A 15,950-nucleotide genomic window follows, 5' to 3' on the forward strand; every position below is an offset into this window, starting at 1 on the left:
GCAGTTGAGATGGATAAACGCGCGGACCAAGAGCCTGCCCAACATCACCGTGAAGACTTGCCGCCGCGCCGGATCATGTTTTACAGCCACGACACTTTTGGGCTGGGCCATCTGCGCCGCTCTCGCACCTTGGCGACCGCGCTGACGCAAAGTGATCCACGCGCCTCGGCGATCATTCTGACAGGTTCCCCGGTGGCCGGGCGTTTCACCTTTCCCGAACGTGTCGATCACATACGCCTGCCCGGCGTGACCAAATTGCCCGATGGCAGCTATGTCAGCCAGTCGCTCGGCACGGGTATCGAAGACACGACATCTCTGCGCGCCGGTTTGATTCAGGCCGCGATCGAACGCTATGAGCCTGACCTGCTGGTGGTGGACAAAGAACCGACAGGGTTTCGGGGCGAACTGCTGCCAACCCTTCAGGGGCTGCGCACGCATGGGCGCACCCGCACCGTTCTTGGCCTACGCGATGTGCTGGACGAGCCTGCGGCACTTGCGGCCGAGTGGGAGCGTAAGGGCGCATTGCGTGCCGCCGAAGAGCTTTATGATGAAATCTGGGTCTACGGCATGCGCGAGATGTATGATCCGACCCAAGGTTTGCCGCTGTCGCAAGAGGCCCGCGCGCGGATGCATTGGACCGGGTATCTGCGCCGCGAAATTGCGGATGAGGCAGAGGTGCCCGACAACCCTTATGTGCTAATCACACCGGGCGGTGGCGGCGATGGTGCGGCGATGGTGTCGCTTGTGCTTTCGGCTTATGAGCAAGATCCGACGTTGAAGCCGAATGCGGTGCTGGTCTATGGGCCGTTCCTGTCGGGAGATCTGCGCGATCGTTTCGAGGCGCGCGTGGCCAAACTGGGCGGACGGGTCACGGCAACTGGGTTTGACAGACAGATCGAGGCCCTTTTCGTCGGCGCGGAGGGCGTCATCAGCATGGGCGGCTACAACACCTTTTGCGAGGTCCTCTCCTTTGACAAGCGCGCCGTAATCGTACCGCGAACGACTCCGCGGTTAGAGCAATGGCTGCGCGCCAGCCGCGCCGAAGAGATGGGTCTGGTTCGCATGCTAGAGGAAACCCGCGACGGCATGACCACGCAGGCAATGATCGACGCCATCCGCAATCTGCCGCAGCAGAAAAAACCGTCAGAGGCCGGAGCCAATGATTTGCTGGGCGGGCTTGAAATGGTGGTCGCACGCGCCGACGCGCTGATGAGCAGAAGGGAAACATGATGATCAATCCCCGTCTTGCCGTCGTCGTGAAAGGATGGCCCCGCCTGTCGGAAACTTTCATCGCGCAAGAGCTCGTGGCGCTGGAGGAGGCGGGCCTTGATCTAGACATCTGGTCGCTGCGCCACCCGACTGACAAGAAGACCCATGCGCTTCATGCCCGGTTGCAGGCGCCAGTGCGCTATCTGCCTGAGTATCTCCGAGATGAGCCGCGCCGGGTGGCAGAGGCCATGGGTGCCGCGGCGTCCCTGCCCGGTTTCGACGCTGCCGCCGATGCCTATGCCCGCGACGTTGCCCGCGATGACACTGCAAACCGGCGGCGACGCTGGGGGCAGGCCTGCGTCATGGCACATGAGATGACGCAGGATGTCGGGGGCCTCTATGCTCATTTTCTGCACACACCCGCATCCGTGGCGCGTTATGTGTCGATCCTACGTGGCTTGCCGTGGTCTTTTTCGGCTCATGCCAAAGACATCTGGACCTCTCCTGAATGGGAGTTGCGCGAGAAACTGTCGCCGGCGCACCATGGCGCGACATTCGGCGCGACCTGTACCGGTTTCGGAGCAGAGCACCTGCAAAGGTTGGCCGACAACCCGAGCCGCGTCAGCCTTGTGTATCACGGGTTGGACCTTGCCCGTTTTCCTGCCCCGCCAGATCGCGCGATGCGCGGGGATGGCAGCCCACTCAGGTTGATGTCAGTCGGGCGGCTGGTGGAAAAGAAGGGCTTTGATAATCTGATCGATGCGCTTGCGCTGCTGCCGGACAACCTTGATTGGCATTGGACCCATATCGGCGGTGGCACGCTGGATGCGCAGATGCGCGACCGCGCCGCCGACCGGGGAGTCGCAGAACGTATCACCTGGCGGGGCGCGTGCGACCAACTTGAGGTGATTGAAGCGATGCGCGCCAATGACCTGTTCATTCTTCCGTCTCGGGTGGCCGAGGATGGCGACCGGGATGGTTTGCCGAATGTCCTGATGGAGGCCGCAAGCCAGGAACTCCCCATTCTGAGCACGCCGGTTTCCGCCATTCCAGAGTTCATTGAGGATGGCACCCACGGGTTGCTGCGCAGCGACGACCCGATCGTGCTGGCACAGACCATCGCCGCCTTTGCCGCCGACCCTTCCACCGGGCCGCGTCTGGCCGAGGCCGCGCATCGGCGCTTGATCCAAGACTTCACCATGGCGCCAGGCATCGCTCAGCTTGATCACCGTCTGCGGGCCATGCTCGGCCAAACGGCCGAATGACCCTCGCCTTTTATGCGCCGATGAAGCCACCGGACCATCCGGTGCCGTCTGGTGATCGCTCTATGGCACGCGCGCTGATCCGGGCGCTGGAAAGCGCGGGCCATACAGTCATCCTTGCCAGCCGACTGCGCAGCCGCGACGGCAAAGGTGATGCGACGCGACAACAGCAGATCACGGCAGAGGCGGATGCCACCCTACCCGCCCTAATCGCACGCGGTCGTGCCGAGGGTTGGCGCGCGTGGATCACCTACCACACCTATTACAAAGCCCCCGACCTGATCGGCGGGCCGGTAGCGCAGGCGCTTGGCATCCCTTATGTGCTTGTCGAAGCCACCCGCGCGGCCAAGCGGCTTAGCGGGCCGTGGGCGCAGTATGCGACGGCCGCCGAGCGCGCCTGCGATCTGGCGGATGCTATCTTTTATCTGACTGCCCGCGATGCCGAAGCCCTGCTAAAAGGCGCGCTGCCCGCGCAAAAATTGATCCACTTGGCCCCCTTTTTGACAGACGACACCCTGCCTGCCGCACCCTTTGCCTCAGATGGCCCGATGCTGAGCGTGGGCATGATGCGTCATGGCGACAAGCTCGCCTCTTACCGCATCATCGCCGAGGCATTGGCGCTGCTGCCGGATGATACTTGGCGGCTTGAGGTTGCTGGTGATGGCCCCGCGCGGGATGAGGTGAAGGCCCTGATGGCCCCCTTTGGGGAGAAGGTCACCTTCCTTGGCAACCTAAACGCCGCAGAACTCGCCGCGGCCTATGCCCGCGCCGCGCTGCTTTTTTGGCCGGGGGTGAACGAAGCCTTTGGGTTTGTCTATCTTGAAGCTCAGGCCGCAGGGCTGCCGGTTGTGGCACAGGATCGTCCCGGCGTGCGGGAGGTGCTTGCGCGCGGAAATTACCCATCCACCGAAGATGGCCCCGGTGCCCTCGCCGCCAATCTGTCGCGTCTGCTAGATGATCCTGAAACCCGCCGTATTGCAGGGCGTGCCGCGCAAAAACACGTAGCCGATAATCACCTGCTGCCCACTGCCGTTGCAACCTTGACGCGCGGTCTTGCCAGCGTGGGGGTCACCTGATGCCCCGGTTGGCACTTTTGCGCCACGGGCATACCCCTTGGAACCGGGAGGGGCGAATACAAGGCCGGACAGATGTTCCGCTGGACGACGCGGCGCGCGCGCAATTGCAAGGGTTTTGCCTGCCTGCGCCGTGGGACACCGCAAAGGTCTGGTCCAGCCCACTGGCCCGTGCCTTTGAGACGGCCCAGATTGTCAGTGACCGAAACCCAGTGACTGACCCAGCTCTCATTGAGATGGATTTCGGAGACTGGGAAGGACGCAAGAGCCATGACCTATTTGCAGACACTACATCCGGATTTCGTCACATCGAGGATTGGGGCTGGCAGTTTTCCCCGCCGGGGGGCGAACGCCTGACAGACGTAAAGAACCGCCTGAACCGTTGGGCTGAAACACTGACGGAAGACGCGCTTGCGGTCTGCCATATCGGTGTGATGCGTGTCTTGATGGCGCAGGCAACGGGCTGGGATTTCGACGGCCCGGCCCCGTTTCAGATCAAGCGCAATCGGCTCTATATCATACACATTGCAGAGGGCCGCTGGCAGCTTGAGGACGGTTTCACCCGCCTTGTGGAGCGTGGCTTATGAACGTTATGATCGTTGTCACGCATCTGTTAGGAACGGGCCATCTGGCCCGCGCATTGAACCTTGCCCGCGCGTTTCAGGATGCGGGGCATACGGTTACTGTCGTGTCGGGCGGCATGCCGGTCCCTTTGCTGGATCGCGGCGATGTGCCCCTCGTACAACTCCCCGCACTGCGGTCGGATGGCGTAGATTTCTCCCGGCTGTTGGACGCTGATGGCACTTTGGCAGACCCTGCATTGTTGAATGCCCGCAAGGCCCGGATCCTCTACGAATTCGACCAGCTATGCCCCGATGTTCTGATTACCGAGCTCTTCCCCTTCGGTCGCCGCACTCTACGCCACGAATTCTCCGCCTTGCTTGAGGCAGCCGATGCGCGGGCCGACCGCCCGCTTATTTGTGCTTCGGTGCGCGACATCTTAGCGCCGCCCTCATCACTGGGAAAAGCTGAAAAGACGCATAGCATTGTGGACCGGTTTTATGATGCGGTTTTGGTTCATGCCGACCCGCAGGTCATGCAGCTTGACGCTTCTTGGCCTGTTTCCGATAGCCTGCGTTCAAAGCTGCATTACACAGGTTTCATCGCTCCAACCGCCGCGGCGTCGCACAGCGAACAGGTTGGCAAAGATGAAATCATCGTCAGCGCGGGAGGCGGTGACGTTGGCGCACATATCTTTTCTACGGCTCTGCGGGCTGCCCTGAGCGGCGGGCGGGTATGGCGATTGTTGATTGGCGGGGCACAGGCAGACCGGCGCATCGCGCAGTGGCGCGCAGACGCACCTGCCAACATCATCATTGAAGCCGCACGGCCTGATTTTCGATCGCTGCTCCCTCATGCTGCCGCTTCGGTTTCGATGTGCGGATATAACACTGCGATCGACGTATTGCAGGCCGGGTGTAAGTCGGTTTTCATCCCCTTCGATGCAGGGGCAGAGGTTGAGCAGACAATCCGGGCAAACGCGCTGGCTCAATTGCCGGGTATTGAGGTTCTGCCCAGTGCCGACCTGACGCCCGACAGCTTGCTGGACGCACTAAGCCGTCTTGCGCCTTTGCCCGAACGCGCAGGGGTCAGGACCGGTTTCGATGGGGCGGCTGAGACTGTTCGGCGCGTTGCGATGTTGCGGACACAGACAGCGTGACGGTTGACTGGTCCCCTCTGCGAACAGAACTGGCCCGCTATCGCGCGGATGGATTGCGCCTGCCAATCTGGTGGCGGGACGATGATGCAACGGCCCCCACCCCTGCCTTGCACAGGCTGTTGGGGATCAGCGAAGAAATTGGCCTGCCCGTACATATTGCCGTGATCCCCAAGACAGCCACGCCCGCGTTGGCTGAGATCGCAAAAGACAGGCACTCCATGATCCCCGTCGTCCATGGTTGGGCGCATGAAAATCTTGCGCCAGAGGGGGCTAAGAAGGCTGAGTTTGGCCACCCGCACCCAGATGCAAGCACCAAAACCCAAGCCGGTTTGGCCCGCATGCGGCAGCTTTTCGGCCCCGATCTATTGGCGATGTTCGTACCCCCGTGGAACCGGATTAGCGCGGAATTGACAGCGGGCCTCGCCGCGCAAGGCTATGTGGCGCTTTCGACCTTCACGTCCCGCCGCGCCCGACGGGTAGCGGGGCTGGTCCAGATCAACACGCATGTTGACCCGATCGCTTGGCGTGCAGGCGGGGGGCTGGTGGCACCGGACGAGGTTATCGCAAAAGCGGTCGTGCTCTTGCAAGACCGGCGCGCGGGGCGGGCGGATGACACTGAACCATTGGGGTTTCTCAGTCACCATCTGGTTCATGACAAAGCGATCTGGGATTTCTCGCGCGGCTTCCTGACCGAGCTGCTGGAAGGCGGCGCAAAACCTTGTGACTTTCTACGACAGCCTATTGACCTGCCTTAGATTTTCATGACTAACGCCTCTTCCCGCACGCTCGGCTAAACAGCTCTGCCCCTAAGCCGGAAAAATCGCTATATACCTCTGACACTCGAATAACGGAAGGCCTTGATGGATAAGAGCCTCTTTCAGTTCATCTGGAAAAACTCCAAACGAAACCAGTTTGTGTTGTTGGCCATCACGGTGCTGACGTTTCCGTTGCTTTATATCTCGCTAGAGCTGCCCAAGCGTATCATCAACGATGCGATTGGCGGCACTGGCGCGGATATCGATGTACTTGGGATCACCCTGACCCAAGTGGAATTTCTCTTGGTTCTCTGTGTCGGGTTTCTTCTGTCTGTGCTGGCGAACGGGCTGCTGAAAATGCGGCTCAACACGATGAAAGGTGTCCTATCTGAACGGTTACTGCGGCGGTTCAGGTTTCAGCTTTTATCGCGCATGCTAAAGTTTCCGCGCCCATTTTTCCGCTCGACCAGCCAGGGCGAACTAGTCTCCATGGTAACATCAGAAGCCGAGCCGATGGGGGGCTTAATGGGCGATATGCTCTCGCAACCCGTCTTTCAGTTCGGGCAGATGCTTACGATTCTGGTGTTCCTCTTCGCCCAAAGCTTTTGGTTCGGGCTGGTGTCCATCGCTCTCATTCCATTGCAAGCCTGGATCATTCCAAGATTGCAGCGTCAGGTCAGCTTGCTCAACAAAGACCGGATTCAAGAAGTGCGCAAACTGGCCGCCGAGATCGGTGAGACGGCAGCAGGTGTCAGCGACATTCGCAGAAATGGTGGCGCGCGCCACAGGATGTCACTGTTTTCCAACCGGCTTGGCTTCTTGTTCAGCATCCGCCTAGAGCTGTACAAAAAGAAGTTTTTCATGAAGTTCCTGAACAACTTCATCAATCAGCTGACGCCATTTTTCTTCTATTCTGTCGGGGGATACCTCGCGATCAGCGGGGAAATCACCGTTGGCGCGCTTGTCGCGGCATTGGCGGCCTACAAAGACCTGTCGTCGCCGTGGAAAGAGCTGCTTACCTACTACAACCAAGCGCAAGATATGTCATTGCGTTGGGAAGTCGTTACCGAAAAATTCGCCCAAGATACGATTGTCGACGAAGCATTGTTCGAAGGCACGCCCGACACCTTACCGGATCTGAATGGCGATATTGAACTGCGCAATGTGACTGTGCTGAATGACAACGGCTTCCCGGTTCTCGAAGACATCAACCTCGTTCTGCCCAAAGGCGCGCGCATTGCCATCAAAGCCAAGAATGAAACCGCCGCATTGGCGCTCGCCGATGTCCTAACGCGTGAGGTTATCCCCTCTCGTGGTGAGGTACGGATCGCCGGGCACGCGCTGAATGAGCTGCATCAGGCCGTTATTGCCAACAAGATCGGTTATGCCAGTTCGACCCCCTATATCTTTCAGGGGACGATCGGCGAAAACCTGTTGATGCCTTTCAAAAACAAGCCAGTCGCCGTTGAACCCTTTCTGGATGACATAGCCCTTTGGCAAGCAGAAGCCGCCCTTACAGGCAACAGTACTGACCCGTTCGGCATGGATTGGATAGAGCCCGGCCTTGCGGGTCTGACCTCCTCAAATGAAATCCGCGACTGGTGGTTTCACTTGGTCGAGGCCATGGGCATCGACGATTTCATGGTGCGGCGCGCCCTAAGCTCTTGCGTGGACCCCAACACCCAGTGGGAATTGACGAATGCGATTGTTCGGCTTCGCCCAAAGATCGCCAAACGGCTGGCTGAGGCGGGGCTTAACGATGTCGTAGACGCCTTTGACCCGGCCAAGTTCAGCCCGGTTTCTCCGCTAGGCACCAACCTTCTTTATGCACTGCCGACCCGCATGCTCCCTCAGGAATCGTTGGCACAAGAGGAAAAATTCATCCAGATTTTGCGCGACCATGGTCTTGTCAATGAACTGGCTCAGATTTCGGCTGGGGTTATCGAAGGGCTTACCGCGACCTTTGGAACAGAGGATATGAACCACCCGCTGTTCCGACGGCTTAATCTGTCGGATGAACTGTACCTCCGTCTGGGTGAGATCGCGAAAAAGCGACGAGAAGTCGGCGACGCTGGGCTGCCACCTGAAGATTTTGCCCTCATGCTTACGGTGCCTTTCGCGTTTTCCGCAGAGCAGATCGGCCCCACATTCCGCGATGCTTTGCGGGAACGAATTCTTGATATCCGCAGGGAAAGCGCCGCGCAAATGGTCGCTGAACTTGATGGGCTATTCGAGAAAATCGACCCAAAGAAATACATCCCCGTGATGTCGGTCTTGGGCAATGCAATTTTCGGAAGAATCTCAAGCTTGGCCGGTGCCCGGGAAAAGCAGGTTGAGGACATTGTTGTCGCGGTGCTTGATGAACATGGGCTAAGAGGGCTGGTCGCCCAAAGCATCTTCGATCTACCGACCACCCCAGGCGGCGACAACATCCCGTCCGTGTTCCGCGAGCGCATCTCGTTCAGCCGTGCAGGGATCAAGAAGCCTGACATTCTGATCCTGCAAAACGCCATGGCCAATCATGACAGCGACATGCGGTCCAGAATGCGAGAACGGATCAGTGAGCTACTGCCCGATGCGACCAAAATCTTCATAGAAAAGAAGTTCTCCAACCCGGAATACTATGACCTTTTCGTTGAGATTGAGGATGGCCGCATAGACGGTGTGGCCCGTGATGACGAGAGATTGGACGAAGACGCGCGTAAGGATTTGAACCGCAAGCTACGCGCTGTCGCCCAAGCTGAGCTTTTCCAAGGATTAGACCGCAAGCAGCAACGTCTTCTGGCCTTCAGCGCGCAGTGGTATGAACCAAAGACAGGACAGGTAATCTTCAGCGCACAACAAAAAGCAGACGCCGCCTATCTCTGCGTGTCAGGCTCGGCGGGATTGTATTGGCCCGAAAGCGAGACATCGAATGTTCTTCTATCTGAAATCGTGCCCGGACGGCTGATCGGCGATCTTTCCGTGATCATGAACGAAGACCGCACGATGAATTTGGTCGCTCTCGAAGACAGTAAATTTTTGCGGATTGGCGCGCAGGAGCTGCTGGCAGTGATCGAAAACGATACCGCAGTCGCCACAAGCCTGCTGCGCTCCGTTGCCAGCCACCTGACAGGTGCGGCAGAGAGGTTGCGCGAAACGCGGGTGTTTGCGGTCGAACAAGGGGTGGACCTTGCGGAATTGAATGCGAGAACGATGGAGCGGCGTTAAAATTAGTTTTGTAGATTACCGCGCGGAAGCTGGCAGAGTATGAAGTGAGGCCCATGTGCTGGAGCATGGAAATCCTGTGAGCCAAGCTGTCGCGGCACTTGTTTCTCTCATCACTTCACTGCGACGATCCCCCTCTGGTTGCCGCCTTCAAAGCCGCGTAAAAGCAACCGCAAAACCCGGGGGAGCAAAACGTTGCAAAAGATCACATTGCCCGAAAGGCCCGATTGGCGTGCCCATGCGGAGGAGGTTGGCTTTACCTTTGCCGATATGCACGGCGAGCCGTATTGGGACGAAAGTTCGGCCTATGCGCTGTCGCTTGAGCAGATTGAAAACGACATCGAAGACCCCTCGACCGAGTTGCATGGCATGTGCCGTGAGGCCGTGGCCGAGATCATTGCCAGCGAGGAATTGATGACGCGGCTGGCCATTCCGGAGGCGCACCGTGATCTCGTAGCGGAAAGCTGGCGCCGGGGCGATCCTGAAATCTACGGGCGGTTCGATCTGGCCTATGACGGCGCGCGCCCGGCCAAACTGCTAGAATATAATGCCGACACACCGACCTCCCTTTACGAAAGCGCCGCCTTTCAATGGCAATGGCTTGAGGATCAGTTGAAGGCAGGCGTTTTGCCGGAGGGCTCGGATCAGTTCAACGGCACCCACGAAGCATTAATCGCCCGTTTTGCCGATGTCTTCGAACCGGACAGCGACCTGCATTTCACCGCTGTGGCAGACAATCCCGAAGACTACGGCACCGTCGAAGCAATGGGCTGGGCCGCGCGCGAGGCGGGCTTGGGCGCGCACTACTGTGACCTCGACAAAATCGCGCTGAGCGATGACGGCCAATTCCTTGACGATCAAGACCGCCGTATCGCCGTGTTGTTCAAACTCTACCCGTGGGAAGACCTGCTGCGCGATGACTATGCCGCGCATATCGCGGGGTCGGGCTGCCTGTTTCTGGAACCCGCTTGGAAGGCGCTGCTGTCGAACAAGGGCCTCTTGCCCGTTCTATGGCAGATGTTCGAGGGTCATCCCAATCTGCTGCCCGCCTTCTTTGAGGCAGATGTGGCGGAGGCGCTTTCCGGTCGTGGCCCTGCCGCCCCCGACTGCGCGGAGGCTTTTGACCGCATGGCGGCCGATCTGGCGGAAGCGCATGTGCGCAAGCCGATCCTCTCGCGCGAGGGGGCGTCGGTGACGATCCACCAATCCGGCAAGGTGATCGAACAGTCGAAAAACACCGACTACGCCGACCATCCGCGCATTGTCCAAGCCTATGCTCCCCTGCCTGAATTTGACGGCTTCCGCCCCGTGATCGGGTCTTGGATCGTCGGTGAGACCTGCGCCGGCATCGGCATCCGCGAGGACCGCTCCCGCATCACGCAGGATTTGTCCCGCTTCAAACCGCACTACATTCTCGCATAACCCATTGCTCCGCAGCCCCTTGGCAGAAAGACAATCACCATGACCAAACGCTCGAAACGGGTTTCTATCGCCATCGTCGGCGCCGCCGCCTTTACCCTTGCAGGGTGCGAGGAGAAAAAGGTCGACGCGGCCGCCTTCCCTGACCTGCAAAGCTGCTTGGCCGATGCCTCAAGCGGCGGGATGTACACCCAGCAACAATGCGAAACCGCCTTTGATGAGGCGCAAACCCTCCATGTGGAATCCGCACCGCGCTACGACAGTCTTGAGGTCTGCGAAGAGCAGCATGGCGCAGGCGCTTGTGGCTCTGAAGAAGCAGCGACCCAGGGCGGTTCAGGCGGGATCTTCATGCCCCTGCTGGCGGGTTATCTGATCGGCAATATGATGAGCAATCGCGCAGGCATGTCCGCCGCGCAGCCGCTTTACAAGACCTCCGATGGCCGCTTCACCAATGCCGCACGCTCCAGCACCTATTCGGCAAATCGCGGCGCGGCCAAGCTCAGCACCTCGCAATTCACCCGGCCCAGCACCACCATCGGCAAAACCCCGATGACCCGCGCCACCGCTGCATCGCGGGGCGGCTTTGGACGCTCTGGCGGGTCGCGCGGCTTTGGGGGCTGAAGGGCGTTAGGTCAGCACATGGTCGTTCGGTGTCATCAGGGGCGGCGGCGCGCGGTCTAGCGCCTCTGCGGCAGAGACTTCGATGATCCGGCACATGGCATCAAGCGGCAGGCCGTTATGCGCATTGCGAAAGGGCAGCTCCAACTCGTTGGTGACCGCCTGAAGGCCGAAAAAGACATAGGCCACAATCGCGGCAAAGATCGGCGCGAACCAATTCGTCGCCTCGATCAGCGCAAAGGGCAACAGCCAGCAATAGAGGTAGGTCGTGCGCCGCACCATCAGCGAATAGACGAAGGGCAAGGGAGTGGTGAGAATGCGCTCGCATCCCGCCTGCGCGGCGGCAAGGGCGGCCAGCGTTTCGGAAAACCTCATCTGCCCGAAACCACTCACCCCGCCCTGCGCTGCAAGCTGGCTGATCTGTTCTGCCATGGCGCGCAGGGCAGCATCCGCGGGATTGGTCTGGGCCAGCAGTGCTTTGGCTTGGTCGTCGCCGACCCAGCCAGTGATCTCCGCTTGCACATCGGTACTGCGCAGGAATCCCCGGTGCAAATGTGCAAATCCCACGCCAAGCGATAGGATCTCGGCCCGGTCCTCTCCCCGCCCTACAAAGATTGAAAGATCGCGCCCCAACGTCCGCAGGTCCGCAATCATCGCCCCCCAAAGTTTGCGCGCCTCCCACCAGCGGTCATAGGCGGCATTGTTGCGAAAGCCCAAGAAGAGCGACAGCGCAACGCCGAAAATCCCCATCGCCGCGATGGAGACATGGGGCAGTTCAATGAGATGTAGATCCACAAGCAGAACCACGGCGGTCAGCACGGCCACGCCGATGATCCGCCCGATGATATTCGGCACGATCGAACCCTGTAGGACAAAGAACAGCTTCAGCGCGCTTGGCTGATCCCTGACAATCATTGGGCGATCCTTTTGCAGTGCAGCGGTTCATGTCGGCCGCAACTTCTGCCCTGAAAAGGAAAAATGCAACAGCGGGATGGCCTGACCCCTCTGCGGTCTACTTGCGCCGCATCACCGCTGCCGCAAGGATCACGATTGCCAGCGACAGCAATGCCACGGCCCAAAACGGATCGTTGCCATGCGGATGCACATGCGCGCCCTCATGCGCCGCAAGCGGACTGGCAAAAAGGGCGAAGGCTGATATCAATTTTTTCATTTCAGTATCCTTGTACGGTGGGCAATTCTAAAGAGGGTTTAACCAAGCCCCAAAATCTCGCGCGCCTGCTGCGGTGTGGCGACGGGGCGACCAGCCTCGGCGCAGATCTCTGCCGCGCTGGTGACAAGCGCCGCATTCGATGGCGCGAGCGTGTCTTTATTCATACGAATATTATCCTCCAACCCGGTGCGCAAATGCCCACCTGCTGCTGCACACCAGGCGTTCAGCTCCGCCTGATGCCGCCCGATCCCTGCAGCGCACCACGGGATATCGCCGAAAAAGCGCTTGACCGTCTGAATGTAGAAATCAAAAACCTCGCGATCCGCTGGCATGGCGTTTTTCACCCCCATGACGAACTGAATATAGGGCCGCGCCGGGATCGCGCCTGCGTCAGACATCGCCTTGGCCTGTAGAATATGGCTCAGATCAAAAACCTCGATCTCGGGCAGGATATTATAGGTTTTCATTTCCGCCGCCAACCAGTCAACAAGCTCTGGCGGGTTCTCGTAAACGCGGTTGGGAAAGTTGTTCGATCCGACAGAAAGCGAGGCCATATCGGGCCGCAGCGGTAGCATCCCGCCCCGGTTCTTGCCCGCGCCAGACCGACCCCCGGTTGAGAATTGCACGATCATACCCGGGCAATGTTTGCGCAGCCCCTCTTGCAGCCGCGCGAAACGGTCGGGGTCTGCGGTGGGCGTGCCATCGGCGGTGCGCACATGGGCATGGCAAATCGTCGCCCCCGCCTCAAACGCCGCTTGGGTGCTTTCGATCTGTTCGGTGATGTCGATAGGCACCGCCGGGTTGTCGGCCTTGGTGGGAAGCGACCCGGTGATGGCCACGCAGATGATTGCTGGTTTATCGGTCATGATTGTCCTCGATTATCTGGAATGTACTTAACCAGCGCTGTCGCTCGCCAAAGCGATGACACGCTGAAGTGCCTCATCGGTGTCCCCGTCGCCCGCATTTGTAGGCCAGTCATAAAAGCCTTTGCCGCTGCGTTTGCCCAGATGCCCCTGCGCGACGAGACCGGCGAGGGTGGGTGATGCATCATGGCGGTCGCAAAGATCGGGATAAAGGTACTCAGCGATGCTGAGGTGCGTGCCCAATCCATTCAGATCGCGCTGTCGAAATGGCCCAGAAAGCGCCATGCGCACCCCGACCGACCATTGTACAATCTCATCAATCTCGGCGGGGCTGGCCACACCTTCGTCTACCAAGTGTAGACATTCGCGCATAATCGCATGTTGAATACGGTTGGCGACAAAACCCGGCGGCGCATGTTCAAGGCGCACCGGGCGGCGCTCCAACGCACGCAGCAGGCTCATCACCCGGTCGCACAACCCTTGGGCGGCATCTTTTGCCGCGACAACTTCGACCGCAGGGACCACATCGCCGGGGTTAAAGAAATGCGTGATTACGGCGCGTTCGGGATGGGCCATCCGCGCCGACATCTCCTCAAGCGTCAGCCCCGAAGTGTTGGAAAGGATGGGCGCATCCTTGGGCACCGCGTCCTCCAGCGCGACAAGCACTATCTGCTTCAGGGCAAGCTCCTCCGGCACGCATTCCAACGCAACGTCCGCCTGCCCTGCCCCGTCCAGATCGGCACTTGCCGTCGCCCCGGACACCGCACGTAAAAACGCCTTCCGCGCGGCCCCAGTCGGGTCGACGGCGTGAACCTCCCAACCGTGGGTGGCAAAGAGCCTGCCAATGGATTGGCCCATCGTTCCAGCACCTACGATGATGATGCGTTCGGCCATGTCTCCCCCTCCCGGATATCACGGTTTACTTATCACTAGCTGATGGTGATAAGTAAATATCATATCTGAAAAAGGATGCGCTCCGTGACCCAATCCTCCCTTCCGCGCCATGCCGTCGTCACAGGCGGCGCGCATAATATCGGCCTCGGAATCGCGCGCAGGTTACAAGAGGACGGTTGGCGGGTCTTTGTCCTTGATATCCAAGAGCCTGAGGATGCCACCCTGCGCGCAGATGCGCAGCTCGTTGATCTGTCAGATCCTGTGGCAACCACCGCCGCGCTGGAGCATGTACTCAAGAATGGCCCGGTGACCTGTCTGATCAACAACGTCGGAATTGTAAAACCCGCGCCTTTCGATGCGGTAGAACTCAGCGATTTCGACCGCATCATGCATCTTAACCTGCGGCCCAGCATCTTGGCGGCAAAGCTTTTGGTGCCCGGAATGCGTACGGCTGGGGGTGGGCGAATTGTGATGAACACCAGCCGCGTTACCAAGGGCAAGATCGACCGGACTCTCTATTCCGCCAGCAAGGGTGCGATCCAATCCATGGCGCGGACATGGGCGCTGGAACTGGCGCGCGACGGGATCACCGTAAACTGCGTGGCCCCCGGCCCCATCGCCACCAGCGCGTTCTGGGAGAACAACCCAAAGGACGCGCCCGAAACCCGCGCCATTGTTGATGCGGTGCCAATGGGCCGCATGGGCACGCCGGAGGATGTGGCGCAGGCAGTTTCCTTCTTTGCTGATCCGCGCAGCAGTTTTATCACCGGTCAGACGGTCTTTGTTTGTGGTGGCACGGCAGTTGGCTAGTTAGCCTTCCGGTTCCACTGCGTCGAGAAGCCTGCGCAAAACTGGGTTGGTCGGATCTTGGAGATAGGCCAAGCCAATCCGGCTGTTCACCGTGGCATCTTTGATCGGCAAAAAGGTAACGCCTGCATCCTTCATCCGCGCAGCGGAAGCGGGTACAAAAGCCACACCAAGACCCGCAGAGACAAAGTTAACAATGGCCGTGAACTGCGGTGCGCGATGCGCCACACGCGGCGCGAAACCAGCATCAGCGCAGAGTTGATAGGCACAGGCGGCAAAGCCCATGTCGGGGCCAAGGTGGCTGAAAATAAAGCTTTCCTCGCGCAGCGATGCCATAGTGACTGACGGCGCTTCGGCAAGACGGTGGTCAGGCGGCACGGCCAGCAAGATATCCTCGGAATGCACGGTGCGGGTCAGCAGTGTGTCAGGCACACCAGAAAGCGGCAGGCGCACGAAACCCGCGTCAAGCCGGCCTGCAACGATTTCAGAAATCTGCAAGTCCATGTCCAACTCGCGCAGGATCAGATCCACATCCGCCGCCCCCGCGCGAAACTCCCGCAGAAGCCGCCCCAGAATGCCCGCGTAGGAGGCCGAGCCGACATAGGCCAATTCGATCCGCCCCCGTTGGCCCGTCCGTGCTGCCTCCGCCACGGCCTCGACCCGCCGCGCCTGCTGTAACAGCGCGCGCGCTTCGGGCAAAAGCGCGCGACCGAAGTCGGTCAGCATCACCCGGCGGCGATTGCGGTCAAAAAGCAGCTCACCGCCAAAGGCGGTTTCGAGATGTTTGAGCTGCTGTGTCAGCGCCGGTTGCGCCACGGCGAGCGCGGCTGCCGCTTGACCAAAATGCAGCGTTTCGGCGATGGCGACGAAGACCTCATATTGGCGCAGCGTTGCGCTGAGTTGCTTTTCCATGCGGTCCTCTGAACTGGCATCAGAGGATTTTCACACGCGG

Annotated in this window: 15 protein-coding genes; 10 read left to right on the forward strand and 5 right to left on the reverse strand. The window is 59.7% G+C overall.

Going from position 1 to position 15,950, the window contains the following annotated elements; translation table 11 throughout:
- The first annotated feature begins 9 nt into the window (after positions 1-9).
- The 9 genes from ACSQ16_RS01965 to ACSQ16_RS02005 all read left to right on the forward strand — a co-directional run bounded on the left by ACSQ16_RS01965 (position 10) and on the right by ACSQ16_RS02005 (position 11,266).
- Entirely contained in the window at positions 10-1,230 is a 1,221-nt protein-coding gene (locus ACSQ16_RS01965) for a glycosyltransferase family protein (protein WP_093928680.1), read from the forward strand.
- Positions 1,230-2,474, forward strand: a complete 1,245-nt coding sequence (locus ACSQ16_RS01970) for a glycosyltransferase family 4 protein (RefSeq protein ID WP_243263759.1) — start codon at positions 1,230-1,232, stop codon at positions 2,472-2,474. Before ACSQ16_RS01965 ends, ACSQ16_RS01970 begins: the two co-directional genes overlap by 1 nt.
- Positions 2,471-3,547 carry a glycosyltransferase family 4 protein gene (locus tag ACSQ16_RS01975; protein WP_243263568.1) on the forward strand — a complete coding sequence of 359 codons (1,077 nt, stop codon included), beginning with the start codon at positions 2,471-2,473 and terminating at the stop codon, positions 3,545-3,547. The genes ACSQ16_RS01970 and ACSQ16_RS01975 overlap by 4 nt, the downstream gene beginning before the upstream one ends.
- On the forward strand, positions 3,547-4,131 hold the full coding sequence (locus ACSQ16_RS01980; RefSeq protein WP_243263569.1) for a histidine phosphatase family protein: 585 nt from the start codon (positions 3,547-3,549) through the stop codon (positions 4,129-4,131). The genes ACSQ16_RS01975 and ACSQ16_RS01980 overlap by 1 nt, the downstream gene beginning before the upstream one ends.
- Positions 4,128-5,264 (forward strand): glycosyltransferase family protein, encoded by a 1,137-nt coding sequence (locus ACSQ16_RS01985; protein ID WP_243263570.1) that lies wholly within the window; start codon positions 4,128-4,130, stop codon positions 5,262-5,264. The genes ACSQ16_RS01980 and ACSQ16_RS01985 overlap by 4 nt, the downstream gene beginning before the upstream one ends.
- Positions 5,261-6,019, forward strand: a complete 759-nt coding sequence (locus tag ACSQ16_RS01990) for a polysaccharide deacetylase family protein (protein ID WP_243263571.1) — start codon at positions 5,261-5,263, stop codon at positions 6,017-6,019. The genes ACSQ16_RS01985 and ACSQ16_RS01990 overlap by 4 nt, the downstream gene beginning before the upstream one ends.
- A 105-nt stretch (positions 6,020-6,124) precedes the next feature.
- The gene (locus tag ACSQ16_RS01995) at positions 6,125-9,229 is read left to right on the forward strand and encodes an ABC transporter transmembrane domain-containing protein (protein WP_243263572.1); all 3,105 of its coding nucleotides are present in this window, start codon (positions 6,125-6,127) and stop codon (positions 9,227-9,229) included.
- Between the two features lie 192 nt (positions 9,230-9,421).
- Complete coding sequence (locus ACSQ16_RS02000; RefSeq protein ID WP_243263573.1) at positions 9,422-10,648, forward strand: glutathionylspermidine synthase family protein; 1,227 nt, start codon at positions 9,422-9,424, stop codon at positions 10,646-10,648.
- Between the two features lie 39 nt (positions 10,649-10,687).
- The gene (locus ACSQ16_RS02005) at positions 10,688-11,266 is read left to right on the forward strand and encodes a DUF1190 domain-containing protein (protein WP_243263574.1); all 579 of its coding nucleotides are present in this window, start codon (positions 10,688-10,690) and stop codon (positions 11,264-11,266) included.
- 6 nt (positions 11,267-11,272) lie between these two features.
- On the opposite strand, the gene ACSQ16_RS02010 is transcribed toward ACSQ16_RS02005, so the two are convergent.
- The 4 genes from ACSQ16_RS02010 to ACSQ16_RS02025 form a co-directional block, all read right to left on the reverse strand.
- The gene (locus ACSQ16_RS02010) at positions 11,273-12,178 is read right to left on the reverse strand and encodes a bestrophin family protein (protein ID WP_243263575.1); all 906 of its coding nucleotides are present in this window, start codon (positions 12,176-12,178) and stop codon (positions 11,273-11,275) included.
- A 97-nt stretch (positions 12,179-12,275) separates the two neighbouring features.
- The gene (locus ACSQ16_RS02015) at positions 12,276-12,434 is read right to left on the reverse strand and encodes a peptidase M23 (RefSeq protein WP_243263576.1); all 159 of its coding nucleotides are present in this window, start codon (positions 12,432-12,434) and stop codon (positions 12,276-12,278) included.
- A 38-nt stretch (positions 12,435-12,472) separates the two neighbouring features.
- Complete coding sequence (locus tag ACSQ16_RS02020; RefSeq protein ID WP_435988484.1) at positions 12,473-13,300, reverse strand: 3-keto-5-aminohexanoate cleavage protein; 828 nt, start codon at positions 13,298-13,300, stop codon at positions 12,473-12,475.
- A gap of 27 nt (positions 13,301-13,327) precedes the next feature.
- Positions 13,328-14,191 (reverse strand): 3-hydroxyacyl-CoA dehydrogenase NAD-binding domain-containing protein, encoded by an 864-nt coding sequence (locus ACSQ16_RS02025; protein WP_243263578.1) that lies wholly within the window; start codon positions 14,189-14,191, stop codon positions 13,328-13,330.
- Between the two features lie 75 nt (positions 14,192-14,266).
- On the opposite strand from ACSQ16_RS02025, the gene ACSQ16_RS02030 reads away from it, so the two are divergent.
- Positions 14,267-15,001: an SDR family NAD(P)-dependent oxidoreductase gene (locus tag ACSQ16_RS02030; RefSeq protein WP_243263579.1), complete on the forward strand. Its 735-nt coding sequence runs from the start codon at positions 14,267-14,269 to the stop codon at positions 14,999-15,001.
- Here the strand turns inward: ACSQ16_RS02030 and ACSQ16_RS02035 are convergent, their stop codons facing one another.
- A complete protein-coding gene (locus ACSQ16_RS02035) occupies positions 15,002-15,910 on the reverse strand; it encodes a LysR family transcriptional regulator (protein ID WP_243263580.1) in 909 nt (302 codons plus the stop codon).
- Positions 15,911-15,950 lie beyond the last annotated feature (40 nt).

Origin of the sequence: Sulfitobacter sp. SH24 (assembly GCF_965641895.1) — a bacterium.
Classification (GTDB): Bacteria; Pseudomonadota; Alphaproteobacteria; order Rhodobacterales; family Rhodobacteraceae; genus Sulfitobacter; species Sulfitobacter dubius.